This is a genomic window from Fictibacillus sp. B-59209 (assembly GCF_036216745.1).
Taxonomy (GTDB): Bacteria; Bacillota; Bacilli; order Bacillales; family Fictibacillaceae; genus Fictibacillus_C; species Fictibacillus_C marinisediminis.
Genome location: NZ_JARMMC010000005.1, coordinates 355,941 through 376,161, shown reverse-complemented (window position 1 = coordinate 376,161; position 20,221 = coordinate 355,941). Strand labels below are relative to the sequence as shown.

Annotated in this window: 18 protein-coding genes and 1 pseudogene; 2 read left to right on the top strand and 17 right to left on the bottom strand. The window is 43.1% G+C overall.

The window, feature by feature from the left end; all coding sequences use genetic code 11:
* Positions 1-25 precede the first annotated feature (25 nt).
* From ald to P4361_RS04280, 5 genes are all read right to left on the bottom strand, one after another.
* The gene (gene ald / locus P4361_RS04300) at positions 26-1,144 is read right to left on the bottom strand and encodes an alanine dehydrogenase (protein ID WP_062233842.1); all 1,119 of its coding nucleotides are present in this window, start codon (positions 1,142-1,144) and stop codon (positions 26-28) included.
* Between the two features lie 101 nt (positions 1,145-1,245).
* Positions 1,246-2,007, bottom strand: coding sequence for an SDR family oxidoreductase (locus P4361_RS04295; RefSeq protein ID WP_062233839.1), 762 nt, complete (start codon positions 2,005-2,007; stop codon positions 1,246-1,248).
* A 193-nt stretch (positions 2,008-2,200) separates the two neighbouring features.
* Positions 2,201-2,359 (bottom strand): hypothetical protein, encoded by a 159-nt coding sequence (locus tag P4361_RS04290; protein ID WP_156316352.1) that lies wholly within the window; start codon positions 2,357-2,359, stop codon positions 2,201-2,203.
* A 74-nt stretch (positions 2,360-2,433) separates the two neighbouring features.
* Positions 2,434-3,807: an argininosuccinate lyase gene (argH, locus tag P4361_RS04285; RefSeq protein ID WP_062233836.1), complete on the bottom strand. Its 1,374-nt coding sequence runs from the start codon at positions 3,805-3,807 to the stop codon at positions 2,434-2,436.
* Positions 3,804-5,009, bottom strand: coding sequence for an argininosuccinate synthase (locus P4361_RS04280; protein ID WP_053357566.1), 1,206 nt, complete (start codon positions 5,007-5,009; stop codon positions 3,804-3,806). Before P4361_RS04280 ends, argH begins: the two co-directional genes overlap by 4 nt.
* A 225-nt stretch (positions 5,010-5,234) precedes the next feature.
* Between P4361_RS04280 and P4361_RS04275 the strand changes: the two genes are divergently transcribed.
* Complete coding sequence (locus tag P4361_RS04275) at positions 5,235-5,549, top strand: hypothetical protein (protein WP_328088400.1); 315 nt, start codon at positions 5,235-5,237, stop codon at positions 5,547-5,549.
* 117 nt (positions 5,550-5,666) lie between these two features.
* Here P4361_RS04275 and P4361_RS04270 read toward each other — a convergent pair whose 3' ends face one another.
* The 6 genes from P4361_RS04270 to P4361_RS04245 form a co-directional block, all read right to left on the bottom strand.
* The gene (locus tag P4361_RS04270) at positions 5,667-6,503 is read right to left on the bottom strand and encodes an EcsC family protein (protein WP_328088399.1); all 837 of its coding nucleotides are present in this window, start codon (positions 6,501-6,503) and stop codon (positions 5,667-5,669) included.
* A 378-nt stretch (positions 6,504-6,881) separates the two neighbouring features.
* Entirely contained in the window at positions 6,882-8,072 is a 1,191-nt protein-coding gene (locus P4361_RS04265; RefSeq protein ID WP_091003936.1) for an acetate kinase, read from the bottom strand.
* Positions 8,073-8,270: 198 nt separating this feature from the next.
* On the bottom strand, positions 8,271-9,263 hold the full coding sequence (locus P4361_RS04260) for a class I SAM-dependent methyltransferase (protein ID WP_328088398.1): 993 nt from the start codon (positions 9,261-9,263) through the stop codon (positions 8,271-8,273).
* Positions 9,264-9,389: 126 nt separating this feature from the next.
* Entirely contained in the window at positions 9,390-9,887 is a 498-nt protein-coding gene (gene tpx, locus P4361_RS04255; RefSeq protein ID WP_091003931.1) for a thiol peroxidase, read from the bottom strand.
* Positions 9,888-10,634: 747 nt separating this feature from the next.
* Positions 10,635-11,144 carry a GerW family sporulation protein gene (ytfJ, locus tag P4361_RS04250; RefSeq protein WP_256226292.1) on the bottom strand — a complete coding sequence of 170 codons (510 nt, stop codon included), beginning with the start codon at positions 11,142-11,144 and terminating at the stop codon, positions 10,635-10,637.
* On the bottom strand, positions 11,137-11,814 hold the full coding sequence (locus P4361_RS04245; RefSeq protein WP_328088442.1) for a DUF2953 domain-containing protein: 678 nt from the start codon (positions 11,812-11,814) through the stop codon (positions 11,137-11,139). Before P4361_RS04245 ends, ytfJ begins: the two co-directional genes overlap by 8 nt.
* Positions 11,815-11,904: 90 nt before the next feature.
* Here P4361_RS04245 and ppnK point away from each other — a divergent pair.
* Positions 11,905-12,096 (top strand): annotated as a pseudogene (gene ppnK / locus P4361_RS04240) (NAD kinase); the annotation flags it as partial.
* 69 nt (positions 12,097-12,165) lie between these two features.
* On the opposite strand, the gene P4361_RS04235 reads toward ppnK, so the two are convergent.
* The 6 genes from P4361_RS04235 to ezrA all read right to left on the bottom strand — a co-directional run bounded on the left by P4361_RS04235 (position 12,166) and on the right by ezrA (position 20,213).
* On the bottom strand, positions 12,166-13,764 hold the full coding sequence (locus P4361_RS04235; protein ID WP_328088397.1) for an amidohydrolase: 1,599 nt from the start codon (positions 13,762-13,764) through the stop codon (positions 12,166-12,168).
* Positions 13,765-13,869: 105 nt separating this feature from the next.
* Positions 13,870-15,456: an acyl-CoA synthetase MbcS gene (gene mbcS / locus P4361_RS04230; protein ID WP_328088396.1), complete on the bottom strand. Its 1,587-nt coding sequence runs from the start codon at positions 15,454-15,456 to the stop codon at positions 13,870-13,872.
* A 144-nt stretch (positions 15,457-15,600) separates the two neighbouring features.
* Positions 15,601-15,804, bottom strand: coding sequence for an alpha/beta-type small acid-soluble spore protein (locus tag P4361_RS04225; protein WP_053357555.1), 204 nt, complete (start codon positions 15,802-15,804; stop codon positions 15,601-15,603).
* A 106-nt stretch (positions 15,805-15,910) separates the two neighbouring features.
* Entirely contained in the window at positions 15,911-17,116 is a 1,206-nt protein-coding gene (gene thiI / locus P4361_RS04220; RefSeq protein WP_091003910.1) for a tRNA uracil 4-sulfurtransferase ThiI, read from the bottom strand.
* 5 nt (positions 17,117-17,121) lie between these two features.
* Positions 17,122-18,261 (bottom strand): cysteine desulfurase family protein, encoded by a 1,140-nt coding sequence (locus P4361_RS04215; RefSeq protein ID WP_328088395.1) that lies wholly within the window; start codon positions 18,259-18,261, stop codon positions 17,122-17,124.
* 260 nt (positions 18,262-18,521) lie between these two features.
* Entirely contained in the window at positions 18,522-20,213 is a 1,692-nt protein-coding gene (gene ezrA / locus P4361_RS04210; RefSeq protein ID WP_053357552.1) for a septation ring formation regulator EzrA, read from the bottom strand.
* Positions 20,214-20,221: the final 8 nt, after the last annotated feature.

Sequence of the window (20,221 nt, the reverse complement as noted above, 5' to 3'; positions counted from 1 at the left end):
CAGACTTCTTGAACAGCCCCTTTCTTTATTTATCAATAAACTCGTGCACAGATTTATATTCCAGTCCATGAGCTTCTGCTACGGCTTCGTATGTGACATACCCTTCCAATGTATTGATTCCTTTTAAAAGAGCTTCATTTTTCCGGCAAGCTTCTTTATATCCCAGATTGGCGATCTGCACGGCATATGGGACGGTTACATTCGTAAGAGCGATTGTTGAAGTTCTAGGCACCGCTCCAGGCATATTGGCTACAGCATAATGAAGAACACCATGCTTTTCATAGGTTGGATTGTCATGCGTCGTGATCTTATCTACCGTTTCAAAAATTCCGCCTTGGTCAATGGCTACGTCAACTATCACTGATCCCGGCTTCATGGATTTGATCATTTCCTCAGTAACCAGCTTTGGTGCCCGAGCTCCCGGAATAAGAACTGCACCGATCACCAGGTCTGATTCACTGACCGCCAGTGCGATATTTAAAGGATTGGAGATCAGGGTATTGATTTCCGCACCAAAAATGTCATCCAGATGTCTTAGCCTTTCAGGGCTTAAATCAATGATCGTAACATCTGCCCCGAGACCCATTGCAATTTTTGCTGCATTCGTTCCGACGACACCGCCGCCGATAACGGTTACTTTTCCTCGTTTTACTCCCGGTACGCCGCCAAGCAGAATTCCTTTTCCGCCTTTTGGCTTCTCAAGGAATTGAGCACCGATCTGTGCAGACATCCGTCCCGCCACTTCACTCATTGGCGTCAAAAGAGGAAGTGAACGGTTGGGCAATTGTACCGTTTCATAAGCAATGCCCACTACTTTGTTATCAATCAGCGCTTTTGTTAACTCAGGTTCAGGAGCAAGGTGCAGGTAAGTGAAAAGAATGAGTCCTTCCCTAAAATATCCGTATTCCTCAGGAAGAGGCTCTTTCACCTTCATGACCATATCCATGGACCAAGCCTGATCTGCGGTCTGAACAACCGTACCTCCTGCCTTTTCATACTCGCTGTCATGAAAACCCGAACCTTCTCCCGCACCGGTCTGAATGTATACCTCATGGCCGGAAGCCACTAAGTTCAGGACGCCTGCGGGTGTCATTGCCACACGGTTTTCATTATTTTTCACTTCTGTAGGAACACCGATCTTCATTTTTTCAGCCTCCTCATTGTATGCCAATGATTATTTATGTAAAAACTTGTCAATGTCTATTGTTAACATACCACTAAAAAAATAATATAAAAACCAATTAATTATTTACGATGCCTATTGATCACATCGAGCCCCCCGGTAGCTGAAATGATGCTGCCTGTTACCATGTCTGAGTTCTCTTCGCAGAGAAACGCGATCAGGCGGGCGATATCCTCCCCTGTACCAGAACGTCCAATCGGAGTGTCTTTATCTTTTAAAACTCTCGCTTCTTCAATTCCGGCTTCCTTCATGTCACCGATAATATTTCCTGGACAGACCATATTTGCCGTTATGCCATGTTCTGCTTCCTCTAGCGCGATCGTTTTTGTTAAAGATACGAGACCCACTTTCGCTGCGCTGAAGGCTGAACGGTACACCCAGCCAGGAGTATATTCTGCATCCTGGAATCCATAGGTGATGATGCGGCCAAAGCCATTTTTTCTCATCACAGGAATTGTTAATTTGAGGAAATGGTATACGGAGCTCAGATTGCCATCGATCATCTCATACCATTCATGGTCTTCGTAATCGGCAAGTTTTTTCCGTTCAAACACATAAGGACCTGCATTATTGATGAGATAGTCGATGCGTCCAAACCTTTCCATTGCGGATTCACAAATGTGCCGGATATCTTCTTTTTTTGTCACATCACCTTTTATAAACTGTATCCGGTCCTCATCGCTTTTCCATTCCCGCTTTAGCTGACTCACCGCATTTTCATCACTTCGATAGTTTACAGTGATGGAACACCCCTGCTTGATTAGCTGTTCTGACACTTTTTTGCCCAGTCCTTTAGATCCTGCTGTAACAATGGCATGCCTCACCGTTCCACCTCCCAGAAGCCTCGTGTAATAATAATGTCTGAATGTCTTATCTTACTACTTCATTATCATTGTAACCATTTCCACATAACTAAGTCTATTCAGGACCATAGCGATCCGATATTAAATACAGACAAAAAGGTAAATTAAAAAAAGCAGAATGACAAAGGTCATCCTGCTTTTTCTGTCTTTCTAATTATTGGAGGCTTTCTTCATCTTCAGCTTTTGATTCAGACTTTCCTTGATCGAGGTAGTCCACTACCCCGCTTTGGTAGGATTCGTTGATCTGCTGCTGTACGGTAATTTCATTTTCCTGATCAAAATCCACAAATGATGCTGGTTTTTTTTCTGGCATGCTCATCCTCCTTCATGATTTTAACCATATTGTTCTCTAATGAAGGAGAAAATAGTGTGCCACAATCTGGGTAATCAGATCTTAGTTTTAGCAATCTCAAGCGCAGCTCGAACGGCTTCAAACCCTGTTCCGCCTGCGGAATTTCGTCTAGAAACAACGGTCTTCGCCTGAAGGACATCAAACACATCCTTTTCAAAACAAGATGAAGCCGCTAGGTATTGATCAAACGAAAGATCCAGCAGGTACACGTTCTTCTGGATACAAGTCAGCACCAGTTTACCTACAATTTCATGCGCCTCACGGAATGGGATGCCTTTGTTAACAAGATAATCAGCAAGTTCTGTCGCATTGGAAAAATCGGATGAGACCGCTTTTTGCATGTTTTCCTGGCGGACCGTAATGCTCTCTATCATGCCGGTAAAGATGGACAATGAACCCTTTAATGTTGTAACTGCATCAAATAAAGGCTCTTTATCCTCCTGCATATCTTTGTTGTAAGCAAGTGGAAGTCCCTTCAACACCGTAAGCAATGTGGTAAGGCTTCCATATACACGGCCTGTTTTGCCGCGGATCAGTTCAGCCATATCCGGGTTCTTCTTCTGCGGCATCATGCTGCTTCCTGTTGCAAAGGAATCACTGATCTCAACAAATTGAAATTCCTGAGATGACCAAAGAATCAGCTCTTCGCAGAATCGTGACAAATGCATCATCACAAGGGAAGCATTACTGCAGAACTCGACCAAAAAGTCACGGTCGCTTACTGCATCTAGGCTGTTTTGATAGATATCTTCAAAGCCCAGAAGCTGAGCTGTGAACGCTCTGTCGATCGGAAAAGTCGTTCCCGCAAGTGCACCGGCACCGAGAGGACATAGATCGATACGCTTCATGCTGTCAGAAAGACGTTCCTTGTCACGCTGAAACATCCAGAAATAAGCCATAATATGGTGAGCAAAGGATACAGGCTGAGCTCTTTGAAGATGTGTATAACCTGGCAAGATGGTTTCCACGTGCTCTTCAGCAAGAGACACTAATACTGTTTGAAGCTGATTGATCTGCTCTATGAACGAAGAGACCTGCTTTTTCATGTAGAGGTGGATGTCAGTGGCTACCTGGTCATTCCTGCTTCTTGCGGTATGAAGCTTACCGCCAACAGGGCCCACCTCGTCTGTCAAAAGCTTTTCCAGGTTTAGATGGATGTCTTCATAGTCCACTTTGTACTCCAGTTCACCGTTTTGTGCTTTTTTTAACAGCGTCTGTAGTCCGCCTCTGATTGTCTCTGCTTCTTCCTCTGTAATGATTCCGCATTTGGAAAGCATTGTAACATGGGCAATGCTTCCCGCGAGATCTTCTTCTACTAGTTCTTTATCAAATGAAATGGAAGCACCGAATTCATCGACCCATTGTTCAGCCGCTTCGGTAAATCTTCCTCCCCATAATTTAGTTGTCATACTTTCACCCCGTTATGCTGCACCTTGCTGCTCACTTTTGTGGGAAGCCCCCATAGGGAGATGAAACCAACAGCATCCTGATGGTTAAATGTATCCTGTGTTGAGTAGGTTGCAAGTTTTTCATCATAGAGAGAGAACGGTGACTTACGGCCTTCTACGATGGCATGCCCTTTGAACAGCTTAACTCGTACAACACCAGTCACATGTTTTTGTGTTTCCTGTAAAAAGGCTTGCAGTGCCTGGCGGATTGGAGAGAACCAAAGACCTTCATAAATAACTTCTGTAAGCTTCTTCTCAACGACCGGTTTAAAGTGTGCCACTTCTTTCACAAGCGTGATGTCTTCCAGCTCACTGTGTGCTTTCAGCAATGTAACCGCAGCAGGACATTCATATATTTCTCTTGATTTAATTCCCACCAAACGATTTTCCACATGATCGATACGTCCGATGCCATGGGCTCCGGCCACTTTATTCAATTGCTGGATCAGCTGTTCCAAGCTGTAAGGAATGCCATTTAAAGCTACCGGAACACCTTCTTCAAATGTAATTTCGATCATATCCGGTGTGTCAGGTGCTTCCTCCAGAGGAGCCGTTAAATCATACGCATCCTCTGGGGGAGCCACCCATGGGTCTTCCAATATTCCGCATTCGTTGGCTCTGCCCCAAAGGTTTTGATCGACAGAATAAGGACTGTCCAGTGTGGCAGGAATCGGGATGTTATGTTTTTTTGCATATTCAATCTCTTCATCACGCGACCATCCCCACTCACGTACAGGAGCAATGACTTCAAGATCAGGGTTCAACGCAGAAATGGAAACTTCAAATCGAACCTGATCGTTTCCTTTCCCGGTACAGCCATGGGCCACAGCATGAGCTCCGTACTGTTCTGCAACCTCGACCAATTTTTTAGCGATCAGCGGTCGGGAAAGCGCTGAAAGTACAGGGTATTTCCCTTCATACATTGCATGGCCTTGAAGAGCCGGCAGTACATAGTCCTGAGCAAACTCTTTTTTTACATCTAAGCTAATGGATTCGATCGCTCCAACCATCAGAGCCTTCTCTTTAACAAACTCCAGGTCCTTTCCTTCTCCTACATCAAGACCAAGTGCGATCACATCGTATCCTTTTTCTTGAAGCCATTTAATTGCTACTGAAGTATCCAAACCGCCTGAATACGCTAATACCACTTTTTTATTTGCCATCTATAAAACCCCTTTGCATTAAAATACTTAGTTATAAATTTTTATACATTCATAAATAAAAATAAAAGAAGCTGCTCACTGCAACTTCAGATTATATCTTCTGAAACCACTATAACAACATTTAAGTATTTTTTCAATAATTATTTATCAAAATGTATAAATATTAGTTTTTGTTCATTCGCAGCAACATGCTTTTTCATGTAAAATAAAGAAGAGGTGATACACGTGGCAACCGAATTTGTTTTTAATGAACGGCTTGGCATTGAGCTTCCCTTATTGCAAAAGGCTTGGGAAGACTACGCTCCCGCCAGACAGGAAGGAATATTGGCACAATGGGAATCCATACGGGGTACCATTCCTGACCGTATCCACGACATTGAACAGATCATCAATAAGAAACAGGATCAGCTCGGTGTTGAAGAAAACTTCGAACGCTCATGCAAACTCAATTGGGAGATCGCTGAACTAGCATCTGTAATTAATGATTTATGGCTTTGGTACAGAACCCATCAAGATATTAACTTAAAGCTGCATTTATAAAAAAATAGCACAAATGCCCTGTTAAAATCCTCGCAATGGAGTTATCCATTACATCATTGGATACAAAAACACCCGGATATTGATTCCGGGTGTTTTTGTATGATGTATGCATACTAATTATGATTGTTTCTCCAAGAGAAAACGCTTTTGATAAAATTTTTGAGCGAATTCTGTTACTTCTCTGGACTTTTGATAGTTCATGGCAGCTCCAAACAAAACACCAAGCAAAGGAATACCCTGTACCATCTTTTTCTTGAGCATGGTAATAATGATTCCCTTCATTCCCTGTTTTAGCGGCATAGAAAGCCAGGATACATCGGCAACGGATTCATCACCAACATAAAAGAACGAATCACGCTCACCGTTCGAAATCTCCTCAAGGAGTTCGTTCCAGCTTTCATACTGATACCGTTTTGGAAGCGTGGAAGCATGAAATACCTTCAACGACATCATCATTTCAGACGGTTTCTGTATATCATATCCGTAATTCATTGCGATGTATTGTATGGAACGTACTTGCAAAGCAATCATTGCCGGAATATCCATCCCGAGCAGCAAGAGTCCCCCTGTTCCAGAAAGCCCCCCTTGCGCTAAAGAAAGCATCCGGCTTCTTGCGATTTGCTGCTGCGCAATATATGTAAGCTGATCAATCGTACATGATTGTAAATCTTCAATAATCTCCACTTCGGGATTAAAAATACGTGCTTCTGACAGCAGCCTCTCTCTTACATCCGTTTGGTATCTTGAATTCTGAATCAATGCGTGAACATGAAACAATGCAGAATCAATGAAATTATTCATTTTTTCAATGAGTGCCGGGTTCAGTTGGTTCAGCTGATTTTTAATCCATCGTTCATAGGTCGCTTCAAAATCTGTCGGCTCATAATCAAAATAACTGGACTCCCACTGGGTGATGGATTGCCATACTTTTTCCTCTCTTGAAGTTAAGCTCACAATTCAACCTCCTGCCATTTGCACATTTATAAGATGATATCTGTCGAAGTGCTGTCTAGCTTCAGTGCCTAGGGCAGAAAACATGTTTCTTGTTTTCTGCATTGGTCCTCGGAGGACGAATTGAACAATTCGTCTTTGGTCGCTTCACTCTTACCCCACAACACAAAAAGCGTGTTGCTGTGTAAGAGTTCCAGCGCTTGTCGGACCTAAGCAAGGCACTTACGCTTTTCTTAATAGTATTATACATTCTTTTGATCCATAAAAACAAAAAAACGGCAGAAGAGTGTTTTACCAACGCCTCGTATCCCAACATGAAAAGTGAAAGCTGGATACCTATAAAAAAAGAGCTGGTACCTGATACCAGCTCTATAAACATTATTATTTAGATAGTCTTACTGTATCTCTTGCGATCATCACTTCTTCATTCGTAGGTATGATAATAACCTTAACCGGTGAATGAGGATAGCTTATGAATGCTTCTTTTCCGCGTACTTTGTTTAATGCAGGGTCCCAGTATACGCCCATAAATTCTAAACCGCGAAGAACACGCGCACGAACGGTATCACTGTTTTCACCAATTCCAGCTGTAAAGATAATCGCATCGATGCCAGCCATACGAGCAGCATAAGAACCGATGTATTTATGGATTCGGGAAGCAAAAACTTCCAGAGCAAGTTCTGCTCTTTCATTTCCTTCATTTGCCTTCTGCTCAATATCACGAAGATCAGAAGAGAAGCCTGATACACCTAGCATTCCGCTCTTATTATTCAAAACGTTTAGTACCTCTTCAGCCGTTTGGCCTGTTTTTTGCATGATATAAGGAATCAATGCTGGGTCAATGTTTCCAGAACGCGTTCCCATCGTAACACCCGCCAATGGCGTGAAGCCCATAGAAGTGTCAATGGATTTTCCGCCTTCAATGGCAGCAATACTCGCACCGTTACCTAAGTGGCAGGATAGAAGGCGAAGCTGTTCGACCGGACGGCCAAGCAGTTCAGCTGCACGTTCTGTAACATACTTATGAGAGGTACCATGGAAACCATATTTACGGATGCCGTACTTTTCATAATATTCATATGGTAAACTATACAAAAATGAGAGCTCAGGCATGGATTGGTGAAACGCCGTGTCAAAAACAGCCACAGCCGGTACGTTCGGCAAAATTTCTTTGAACGCTCTGATACCGACAACGTTAGCCGGATTATGAAGAGGTGCCAAGAAAGACAGTTCCTCAATTTCCTCCAAGACCTGGTCAGTGATTACAGCTGAATCATTGAACTTTTCACCGCCATGAACAACACGGTGTCCGATCCCTTCAATCTCATCATAAGAAGAGATGACCTGGTGGGCCGCCGTCAATTTTTCAAGCAGCATTTTAACCGCTACCCCATGATCAGGAATATCTGTTACTTCTTTTATTTTTTCTCCATTTACTTCAATGGTAAAAATGGAGTCATTTAATCCGATACGCTCAACTACACCTTTTGTTAGAACTTTCTCTTCAGGCATTTCAAGCAGCTGAAATTTCAGTGAAGAACTCCCAGCGTTGATTGCGATAATTTTAGCCATTCTTTTTAGCTCCTTAACTGCAATGAAAAAAGAAGTGCATGAATGACATGAACTTCTTTCCCATTATAAATTCATAATATCCTTAACCATTTAAACACCCTTGCACACTTATTTCAAGTTTGTTAAACGTTTTCCAGGCATATTCATTATATTCAGAAATGAATTCGTTTCCACGGAAGGAGTTTTTCATCATTTTTATTATGAACGTTTTAGTTCAGAGCTAAACCACGCATTCATCTGGCTCATTATGCTCCCCATCGCTTGCTTTTTAGAAAAGGATGGCAAATTAACAAGGAGTGCCTGTTTTGGTTTGATGGTGTGTTCTCCGTTTTTTTGCAGCAGCAGAATGCTTTTTGCATGGCTTTCCTGTTTAAAGAGCGACATTGGCAGCTGGATCATGCCTAAAATTACTGCACGTTCCTTCAGCATGTCTTGAAGCAAATGAGCTTGTTCGCTCGAAAACAACGAATTAGGAACGAGGAAAACGCCAAAGCCGGATTCTTTTAAATAATTGATGCTTTGTTCGATGAGTAAATGATGTGCGTACGTATGGCCCTTCTCTGCAAATACCTTGAATTCTTTCGCAGTTTCATCCCCTGGATAAAAGCCAACAGGCAAATCCGCAACAACGATATCTACAGGATCTACATACAAAGGCTTAATGCTGTCCTGATGATATAATTCTACATTATGTTTCTGCAAATTGGCGACGATCCAAGCTAATCGCAGCAACGTCTCATCCACTTCAACACCAAAGCTTTGAACTTCTTCGCCAAACTGGTTCAAAACGGTTGTAAGCAGGTTGCCCGATCCGACTGCGGGATCCAAAAGCACAAATTCTTTCTTCTGCTGCATGAGTTTTTGTACAAGGTACCCAACAAAGAGACCTACAGCATCCGGTGTCATGGCATGATGCGGCTGTATGGCTTCTTTCATTCCTTTTAAGACGGCGAGCTGGAATGCTTTCCGAATTTCTTCCGCTCCCATCGTATCGAGATTGATTTTCGCGTATTCTTTTTCTAAAAAAGCTTTTGTCACTTGTGATACGTCTTCCGGTATCTCTTGATGAAATAAGTTTTCACCTGTATCCACAAGCGCCTCAAGATAGGTTAATTCTTCTTCTTGTTTAATTCTCTCAGATGACTGATCAATAACCGTAAAAAGCTTCTCTACATTCGAAAGGCTGCTCATATTACTTCCTCCTATATCCTTACCCCGCATTCAGCATGCGTTTCGTTATATATTAATCAATGAAGCGTTACATGGGAGATGGAACACCGTTAAAAAACTCCGGAGCATGCCTCCGGAGTTTTTCGTTTAATTAGCAGCTTTTGCAGCTTCGATGGCAGCTTCATAATTTGGATGGTTGGTCACTTCATCCACATATTCCACATAAGTGACTTTGTCTGAACTGTCTACGACGAAAACAGCCCGTGCAAGGAGGCGCAATTCTTCAATCGCCACTCCGTAAGCTTGGCCGAAAGACAAATCACGGTGATCAGAAAGTGTCTGCACGTTCTCTACACCAGCAGCGGCGCACCAGCGTTTTTGAGCGAATGGAAGATCCACTGAGACAGTTAAGATCTTAACATTATCCAATTTCGACGCTTCCTCGTTAAAACGGCGAGTTTGCGCATCACAAACGCCTGTATCAACGGAAGGTACGGCAGAAATCAATCGAACAGATCCTTTAGAATCCGCTAGTGTCACTTCTGACATGTCGTTGGCCAGAACCTTAAAATCTGGAGCCTGGTCACCAGCCTTTACTTGCTTCCCTGCTAACGTAACCGGTTTTTCCTTAAATGTTACTCCCATGAAAAAGCCTCCTTTATTTGATTATGTACATGTTTCATAATATAGCGAAGAAAGCGATTGTGCAAATAATAAAGAAAAGCTGAAGCGCCTGGTTAGAGACGAAAGGCACTGGAGGTCTCTGCCATAAAACGCTTTTTGTTTTCTGGCAGAGAGCGAAGTGACCTAGTCTCTAGGTGCTGAAGCTGGATCAAGTAATGCTGAAACGGCCGTTGAAAAGCGTGAGGCGTTGGAACTCTCAAACTTCAACACGGTCTTTGTGTTGGGGTGAGAGAATGAAACGACCAAGCTTTTGGCCAGTTGAAGCTGGATAAAGAAAAGCTGAAGCGCCTGGTTAGAGACGAAAGGCACTGGAGGTCTCTGCCATAAAACGCTTTTTGTTTTCTGGCAGAGAGCGAAGTGTCCTAGTCTCTAGGCGCTGAAGCTGGATCAAGTAATGCTGAAACGGCCGTTGAAAAGCGTGAGACGTTGGAACTCTCAAACTTCAACACGGTCTTTGTGTTGGGGTAAGAGAGTGAAACGACCAAGCTTTTGGCCAGTTGAAGCTGGATCAAGTAATGCTGAAACGGCCGTTGAAAAGCGTGAGGCGTTGGAACTCTCAAACTTCAACACGGTCTTTGTGTTGGGGTAAGAGAGTGAAACGACCAAGCTTTTGGCCAGTTGAAGCTGGATCAAGTAATGCTGAAGCGCCTGGTTAGAGACGAAAAGCGGTAAAGATGAAAAGAAAAAGCTAACTGATGGACAGTTAACTTAAAAAGGGTTTTGCTGTTGATTTTGCTGTTGATTTTGATTTTGCTGTTGATTTTGATTTTGCTGCTGATTTTGGTTTTGCTGAACGTTTCTTTGTCTGTTTCGGTTGTTCATCATATGCTGAATCTTTTCCACAACACTTGGAGCCAAATCTAGAAGGCGTTCATAAAGATGAGTGCTGTTATCCAAGTGAATGGTTTTGATACCTGTTGAACCAACGATTAAAAAAGCAATCGGAGTGATGGAAACACCGCCGCCGCTTCCTCCCCCAAACGGAAGTTCTTCACCGGAATCCTGCTGGCCCTGCTGGCCTCCACCCTGGCTTTGATGATCACCGCTGCTGAATTCACTTCCTCCTGCTGCAAAGCCAAAACCTACTTTGGAAACAGTTAAGATTACACTTCCATCAGGCGTTTCTACCGGATCGCCGATAATGGTATTCACATCGATCATTTGTTTTAGATTTTCCATCGCCGTTTTCATAAGGCCTTCAATAGGATGCTCAGACATGTGATGTTCCTCCTGCTATATATTTTTTTGATTTTTTACTTTTGCTGGAGCTTATTTTTCTCCAATGTTTCAACATCTGTAACATGACGACAATAGCATGCCCGATTTTAAAAGAAATCATACAGGACAGCCTGGTTTGCGTAAGAGTCCCTCGATAAACAGGTATGACCTGAATGGAAGGCACTCCTTTTAAAGAAACAAAGTGCGACAGCATGCCAAGGGCATTGCCTTTTAAAGCCCAGACCATGCCTGATGCAACAGCTGTTGAAGCCGCATCTCCAAGGCCGAACCGGCTGTCCCACCTTACCTGTGAAATTGTAACTTTCTTTAAGAATCGGCGAAGAATTCTATAAAAGCCCGTCACATGGACAAGGAGCCTGCTGTATTTCCTGTAGCTTTCCTTAATGGTCTGTACGGTGATTTTTGTTTTCTTCCTTTTGACCCCTGCAGCCCCATTTGATTTTTTTTTAGCTTCAATCTTTTTTTCGGAAGTATTGACTTTAACTTCGGGCACCACTACGGAATAGGAGATCACTTTCCACAGGGAAACTTTAATACGCAAAAAATCATCGTCCCCTTTGTGTGTGTATAAAAAGGAAACGTGTACTGTTGAAAAAAGCAGAATGATAAATAAGAGCAGTAAAATAATGAGTACGATAAAAAAAATCATCACAGGCCATACTTCCTTTCATTACCATTATGGTCGGCATAAAGAAAAATAAACCTGTTTCGATTCACAAAAGGATTTACAAAGTGAAAGAGCAATGAGAGAAAGCTGACATTTAAGTTTGAACAGGACAATAACCAGTACCCGATCATCGGCATTGATAATGAAGCACTAAGCATCAGGCATTCAGAAGTGATCCGTTTTGAGCTGTCCGATCGAAAAGTAAAAACGGTTAAACTCAAAGACAACTCGTTTTGGCGTAAAGTCAGGAGAAGTTTCTTATAAGCTCAAAGATAGCTTCTAACAAAAAACAACCAGCCCGGTAGTTGCGGGCTGGTTGTTTTTTTATATGGCTTAGTGGTGAAAGGCGCTGAATTCGATCGAATTATCAATGATCGTATAAAGGACTTTTGCTTCGAGGATTTCATTCGGATCACTGGCAAGGATATCTCTGTCCAGCACAGTAAAATCCGCTTCGAATCCCGCTTCGATCCGTCCTCTTGTATGTTCTTTGCTGATCGCATAAGCACTTCCCGCGGTATACAGTTGAACCGCCTGGTAGGCTGTAAGTTTTTCTTCCTTCTGATACCCTTCATGGTTCTCATCCGGTTTTTTCCTTGTCACCGCAGCGTAAATTCCCTCTAATGGATTCACTGCCTCTATTGGAGCATCGGAACCGCCTGCACAGTGAAGCCCATGATCAATGAGGGTTTTCCATGCTAATGCATACGGTATTCTTTCCAGGCCTAACCTTTCGATCAGCCATGGAAAATCAGACGGAACAAAGCTTGGCTGTATATCGATAACGATCGGCAGCTGTTTCATTTGCTCAATCAGATCAGGCCTGACGAGTCCAGCATGAATGATCCGGTCCCTCTTCTCGGTTAAGGCCGGATGTGCCCGGATCGCCTCAAGTGTGTATTCTAATGAAAGATCACCTATCGTATGGACAGCGACAGCCATCATATGATTTCTTGCAAGGTGAACAAGTTCTTTTAACTCTTCCGGCCGATGGATTGCAACACCTGAAGTATCCGGAGCGTCGTTATACGGTTTGCTTAACAGCGCGGTTCGGCCTCCGAACGCTCCGTCACTGAAGATTTTCATTGCCCCAAATTCAATATACGGAGAATCTGTTTCGGAAAGCTTTGATTCTTGATAATCACTGACCACACTATGATGAACAAGAAGATGTGCTTTAAATTTTATAGAATCACCATTCAGCACTCTCCTGAATGCGGACACCGTCTTTTCAAAGCCGCCGTAATACCCTAAGTCTTCGGTATGTCCTCCGGTAAGCCCTAATGAGAGCAAATCATGCACAGAAGAAGTTAGGGCATTCGATATGTATTTTTCTGTCACAGGCGGCACAGCCTTTTTGACAAGGTCTGCAGCGCTGTCCAGGAGATAACCTGTTGCCTCACCGTTTACATCACGGACGATAATGCCTCCCGGAGGATTTTCTGTTTCTTTCGTAATTCCCGCAAGTTCCAAGGCTGCACTGTTGGCCAAAAAAGCATGTCGGCAAACACGTGAAAGGAGCATTGGATGATGAGGTGACAGCTCATCAAGCTCAAGCCTATGGAAGATCTTTCTGTCCAAAAAATTATTTTCATTCCATCCATCACCGAAGATCCAATTTCCTGGCTTTTCTTTTTCTGCCTCGCTTTTTAGATAGTCTCCCATCTCTTCTGCTGAAGTAAAATGAGACAGATCTCTTCTGATCAGCTTCTCTCCATGTCCGATGATGTGAAGATGGCTGTCTACAAACCCAGGAAACATCACAGCCCCTCCCAGATCAATAGATGAATCAATTTCATCGCTGTACTTTTTTAATAACGACTGAGCTGTTCCAGTTTCTTTTATTGTTTTGCCTGCTACATATACCGCTTCCACGGTCTCACCTTCTTGAGCAAGCGTGTAAATGATGCCATTCGAATATAACGTTCCCATGCCACACCTCTTTATGTCTAAGCTTTCCCTTATTTAACCACAAATTTAGCACGCCGCGGTATTTTTCCGCACATAAAAGGGCAGGCCTTTTGCCTGCCTTCATTTTCAGCTGCCTTTTACTTCTTTTTGCCGCAGTTCGATGCGCCGTATTTTTCCAGACGTCGTTTTTGGCAAATCTGAAACAAATTCAATGCTGCGCGGATATTTATATGGAGCTGTTAATGACTTCACATGCTCCTGCAAATCCTTTATTAAAGTCTCCTGATTTTGTGGTTTCTCATCTTTCAGCACCACATAGGCTTTCACAATATGGCCTCTGATCTCATCAGGGCTGGCTACAACCGCACATTCTTTAACCGCAGGGTGTTTAACAAGAGCATCTTCTACCTCAAACGGCCCAATCGTATAACCTGAACTGATGATAATATCATCACCCCTTCCTTCAAACCAGAAATATCCGTCAGCGTCTTTCTTCGCCTTGTCTCCCGTTAAGTAATATTCACCGCGGAACGCCCTTTTCGTTCTTTCCGGATCTTTATAATAGGTTTTAAAAAGAGCTGGTGAACTTTGATGCACCGCGATATCTCCTACTTCGTTAATTCCGGCAGGCACCCCATCCTCATTAATGATGTCCACCCGATTCCCAGGCGTCGGTTTCCCCATAGAACCTGGGCGGAGCTCCATTCCGTCCATCATGCCGACAAGAAGTGTATTCTCCGTTTGACCGTATCCATCTCGTACAGTGACATTGAAACAGCGGACAAACGTGTCAATCACTTCTCGGTTCAATGGCTCTCCTGCAGAAACCGCACTGCGGAGATGCGGCAGCGAGTACTGTTCGAGGCCATCGGCTTTCGCCATCAGTCGGTATTCTGTCGGTGTACAGCAGAGAACAGAAATTTCTTGTTCCTGCAATAAGCTGAGATACGTTGAAGGATCAAACTTCCCATTATATACAAACCCTGTCGCTCCGCAGCCCAACACAGACACAAAGGGGCTCCAAATCCACTTCTGCCAGCCTGGTCCGGCTGTCGCCCACACTTTATCTCCTTCTTTGATGCCAAGCCATCCTTTTGCGGCTGTCCTTAAATGAGCAAAAGCCCAACCATGTGTATGTACAGCACCTTTTGGCTGGCCTGTCGTTCCGGATGTATAGGATAAAAAGGCCATATCATCTTTTTCGGTTTTCTCCCTTTCATAGAAACCGTTTTCATTCTGTGATAAATCATCAAGTGAGGCCCAGCCGTTCGCATGTCCGCCAACAGACAATTTGTGTTGAAGAGAAGGCAATTCATCTTCGATGGCGTCGATACTGGAAAGGAAAGCAAGGTCCGAGATGACAGCCTTTGCTTCACTATGGCTGATGCGGTAGCTTAAATCCTTTGGCCGAAGCATTTCTGAAGAAGGAATGACAACAATACCTGCTTTCAGGCATGCCAGATATACAACATACGTTTCAATCTTTCTCGGCATCACAACAAGAGTTCTGTCACCTTTAGACAAACCGAGCTTTTTAAGTGCATTTGCCGTTTTGTTGCATGCTTCAAAGAGAGCTTTATAGGTCAATTCTTTGATGGTTCCTTTATCGTCTTTCCAGATCAATGCTTTGCGTGAAGCATCCTGTGCGAATTTCTCCATTTCCTCTGTTACATTATAGACAGGCGGTGCTTGTAAATCTAAAAGATTCTCCATTTCCGTAATCCTCCTCTATGTATGCAAACCGTGTTCTTCTTCTTTAGTATACAATATTTTTGGAATATTTTTAACATTTACTGCAGCAGAAACATAAATGGAGCGGGCAGCAGCCCGCTCCTAAGCCATCTTGTATTCAATTGGTTATTTTTGTTGAGATCCGCTGAATTGCTGCTGAGACATTGCCACTAAGCGTTTTGTGATCTCTCCTCCTACAGAACCGTTAGAACGGGAAGAGTTGTCAGCACTAAGGTTTACACCTAATTCAGAAGCGATTTCGAATTTCATTTGATCAATCGCCTGTTGTACACCAGGTACAAGAAGTTGGTTTGAGTTGTTGTTTGCCATGTTGTTTCACCTCCTGTACCTATAGATTGTGAAGGAAACAAGGATTGCAACCGTGGTAAATATTAAATGAAGTACCAAAAAAAAACCTGCAGAGAGATTCTGCAGGCTAAAATAAATCTTCAAATTCCTTAGCTTCTTTTTGTTCTTCAAACGAGATGGTTTCGATCGTAGAAAGCGCTTCTTCAATCAGCTCTTCCATGTTTTCGATATTCTGCTCAAAACGATTGGCTTTTTCGCGTTTCGGCTTTGTTTTAGGAGCAGCTGGAACAAAAATAGTGCAGCAGTCTTCATAAGGGCGGATGGAGATATCATAAGTCCCGATTTTCTGAGAAATGTCAATGATCTCGAGCTTATCCATCGTAACGACCGGCCGTATGATGGGAAGGTTGGTCACTTCGTTGATCGTATGCATGCTGTACATCGTCTGGCTAGCCACTTGTCCAAGATTTTCTCCGTTTGTGATCGCCATCGCATTTCGTTCCTCAGCCAGCCGCTCAGTAATGCGAAGCATCATGCGCCTCATAATGGTCATGCTGTAGCTTGCTGGAATTTTGTCTTTTATGATTTGCTGTATTTTTGTAAAGTGAACCACATGCAGTTTCATCTTACCGCCAAAGCGTGTTAATTCCTGCATCAAATCTTCTGCTTTCTGTTTGGCGCGGTCGCTTGTGAACGGGGGGCTGTGAAAATGGACAGCTTCTATACGCACTCCGCGTTTCATGGTCAAATACCCGGCAACAGGGCTGTCAATTCCACCAGACAGCATCAGCATCGCTTTCCCGCCAACTCCGATTGGCAATCCTCCGGCACCAGGATAGGTTTTGCAGCTGATGAACGTACCGTTATCTTTAACTTCTACTTTAACTTCAACATCAGGATGATGGACATTGACAGAAACATTTTCTGTGTGAGTTAAAATATAACCGCCGACTTGACGGTTGAGCTCCATCGAACCGACCGGGAAATGCTTATCACTTCTGCGTGCAGACACCTTAAATGTCTTTGGAGCAGCCCCGTTTTCAAGGAAAGCGGCTAATGCCGCTTCCTTGATTGCTTCAATTTCACTCTCCGTTCTGATCGCCAGGCTGATGGCATGAATCCCAAAAACCTCCTGCAATTTAGCGATCATCTTCTCGTGATCTTCTCCATTGATCTCTACAAGAATCCGGTCATATGATTTTAGAACCACTGCATTTGGAAATACAGATAACTTTCTGCGTACCGTTTCCCTAAGCTGGCTCTCAAAATGTCTTCGGTTTTTCCCTTTTAATGATAACTCACCAAAACGGATAACAATGTGATTATATTGCATTCTATTTACCCCATTACTGTTTGCAGCTGAACCACTGCGTTTTTTAATTCTTTAAGCACAACTTCTGCTTCGTCTAACGTATTATCGAACGACAGGCTCATCCGTATAGCTGTACCTGCCTTCTTCTCCCCAAGCCCCATTGCGAGCAGAATCCGGCTCGCTCCTGCCTGTTTAGATGAACAAGCAGAACGGGTGGAAACATAAATTTCCTTTTGATCAAGGGTATGGATCATTACCTCTGGCTTTACTCCATGAATCGAAAAATTGATGATATGGGGAGCAGAGTTTGATGGTGTATTGATCGTTATACCTTCCATAACAGACAGTTCATCCATCATTCTTTGTTTAACCGTCTCCATAGACCGTATTCCGTATTCCATGCGATCAAACGTCATGCGCAGCGCTTTCGCGATGGAAACAATACCCGCGACATTTTCAGTTCCCGCACGCACGCTGGCTTCTTGCTCTCCACCAGTCAGAAGGGGTGAAAGGGTAACACCTTCTCTTTTGTAAAGGATACCCGTTCCTTTTAAACCGTGGAATTTATGCCCAGACATCGTGCAAAGATCGATTGCTGCTTCCTTAAATGGCAATGGTACTTTTCCAATTCCCTGAACATGGTCGACATGAAAAAATACCTTAGGAAAATTCTTCAGGATTTTCCCTGCACCCACGATTGGCTGTATCGTGCCGACTTCATTATTTACATGGATCAGTGAGACTAGAATTGTATCTTTTCTGATGCTCTTCTCCAGTTCTTCCAAGGAAATTTCTCCAGAAGAGTTTACCGGCAGATAAGTCACTTCAAAGCCAAGCGACTCCAGATAATGAAATGTTTCGTAAGAGGAAGCATGTTCTACCTCACTTGTAATCAAATGTTTGCCGCGCTCCTGATGCTTTAATGCAATTCCTTTAATGGCTGTATTATTGCCTTCCGTTCCTCCGGAAGTAAATATAATTTCGGCTGGTTTTACTTTCAGCAGTCCTGCTACAGTTTTTCGAGCCTGGAATATAAGCCGTTCTGTTTCTCCACCCTTGGAATGAATGGAGGATGGATTGGCGAAATAATTCTGAGAAACAGTAACAAATGCATCCAGTACTTCTTTATATGGTTTCGTTGTTGCACTATTGTCAAAATAAATCATGGTTGACTCCTCCGCCTAGCTCACTTATTCTACACATCAATCTATAATACCACAACCGAATAAAAGAAAAAATTGTATTTTAAACAGAAAACTGTTTTTGCATATCTCTCTTTATCCTTCCATAAATCCCTCTAAATTAATGGATGGCATCAATGAATTCAAAAAGATATTTTGATTTTCAGAATCCGATTTCCTCAAGCTGCTGTACTCATTCTATTACGCACAGAAAAAGCTGGAACTTTGAGGTCCCAGCTTTTACATCAAATCTTTTGCTTTAAATTGATTTCCATTTCTTTTAGGATTCCCGGCTGTACGCTTTCGATGGCAGTTCCTGCAATGGTAAGTGCTTCTTCATATTGGTAATTACGGAAAGCAATTTCCGCTTCGATGAGACGTACTGAAACAGATGAATAAGAGCTTCTGTACCGGTTTCCATATTGGATAAGCTTTTCTGCCAGCAGCGCTGTTTCGATAATCTCAGCAGTTTCCCTGTAGCCCTCTTCAACGGCTTCCAGTGCTTTTTCGAGAACTTCTGTTACATCTGCAATTTCCAAAGGCTTATCATCAAGCCGTTTAGAAACTTCTATAATATAGCTTTCAGCTTTTTCAATCGTGACCAGATAGTGATCAGGAAGTCCTGGCAGGTTGCTTTTTTGTACCATTCTTCTTGCCTCAAGCAGCTTCCTGCGGAGTTCTTTCAGCCTTTCTTTTGTCTGTAGCTCATCTTTTCTCAGGCTGATCAGTTTTTCTTGATACTCATGGTTTGATTTTTTCACATCTTCCAGCTGAACCGCCATCTCTTCCATCATTTCACGGATGACCGAATACGAGTCCTTCTTTTCTTCGATAGACTGTTCAATGATGGAGAACCTCGTTTGGAGCTTAGTGAACAATTTTTCTAATCGCTTATGAACTTCTACATCGGAGTGATCAAGCTGGTAGCTGAGCGCTACCATATCAGCTTCGGCACGGATCTTTTCCATATCCAGCTGAAGATCAGAAAGTGATTGAAGGATGACTTCCTTCTCTTTAATCACAAACTGCTTTGAGACCACTTCATTTTCAAGAAGATCGTACAATTGATCGATTTCGGCGTTTAATTGTTCAATGCCTTTTTGCGTTTCATCGATTTCCAGTGCGTATACCTTCTCGAGCAATTTGGTGATCGTCTCATTCATCGCTGTGATTTCTTTATCGATCCCAATGTGATTGAGAACATAGCCTTGCTGTTCCATATCAAAGAATCCATCCTGAAGATCCTTAAGGCTTGAAGGCAAATCAGATAAAAGCATGACTAGCAGTTCAGGAACTGATTCCATTTTCGATCTGGCTTCTTTTAATTTTTCAATACTTTCAACGAGAATTTTTCGGGCTTCGAGGTGGTTGCCCTGTGAGGTCAATTCATCAAACTGAACAAATTTTGCATTGACTTCTGTAAACTCCTCTTCAAACAGTACGGCTGTTTTCCCCAAAGACCGGGAATGTGTCAGAAAGTACTTCTTTGCCTCACTGAATTGTTCCTTGGCCTCAATAATGTCTTCCCTGTTTAATTCTTCGCTTGTGATCAGTTCGTCAATCTCAGCTGATATTGCTTTGATCCGCTCTTCCATGGCTTGCATCCGGGATTCAATATGATGCAGAATCCCTTTTGCCTTTCCAAACCGGTATTTGTCCGCACTTTCCTCGGCATCAAACAGAGCCTCTTCCATATTTGGAAGTTCAACTGTGACCATCTCATCCCAGTCGCTGCGCCATGACTCAAATTTCTCTTCTGTTTCACCAACCATTGTAAGCCCTTTGACCTTTGAAATCTCTTCTGTTAGCGGACGGTTCATGATATCCATTTTCCAGGATTCCAGACGGTCAATCTGCTTATAAATCCGTTTGCGTGAAAAGGAGCCAAAAACAACGACAGCTATTAAAACAACTACTGCGGCAATTATGTATGTCATAGGAAGCA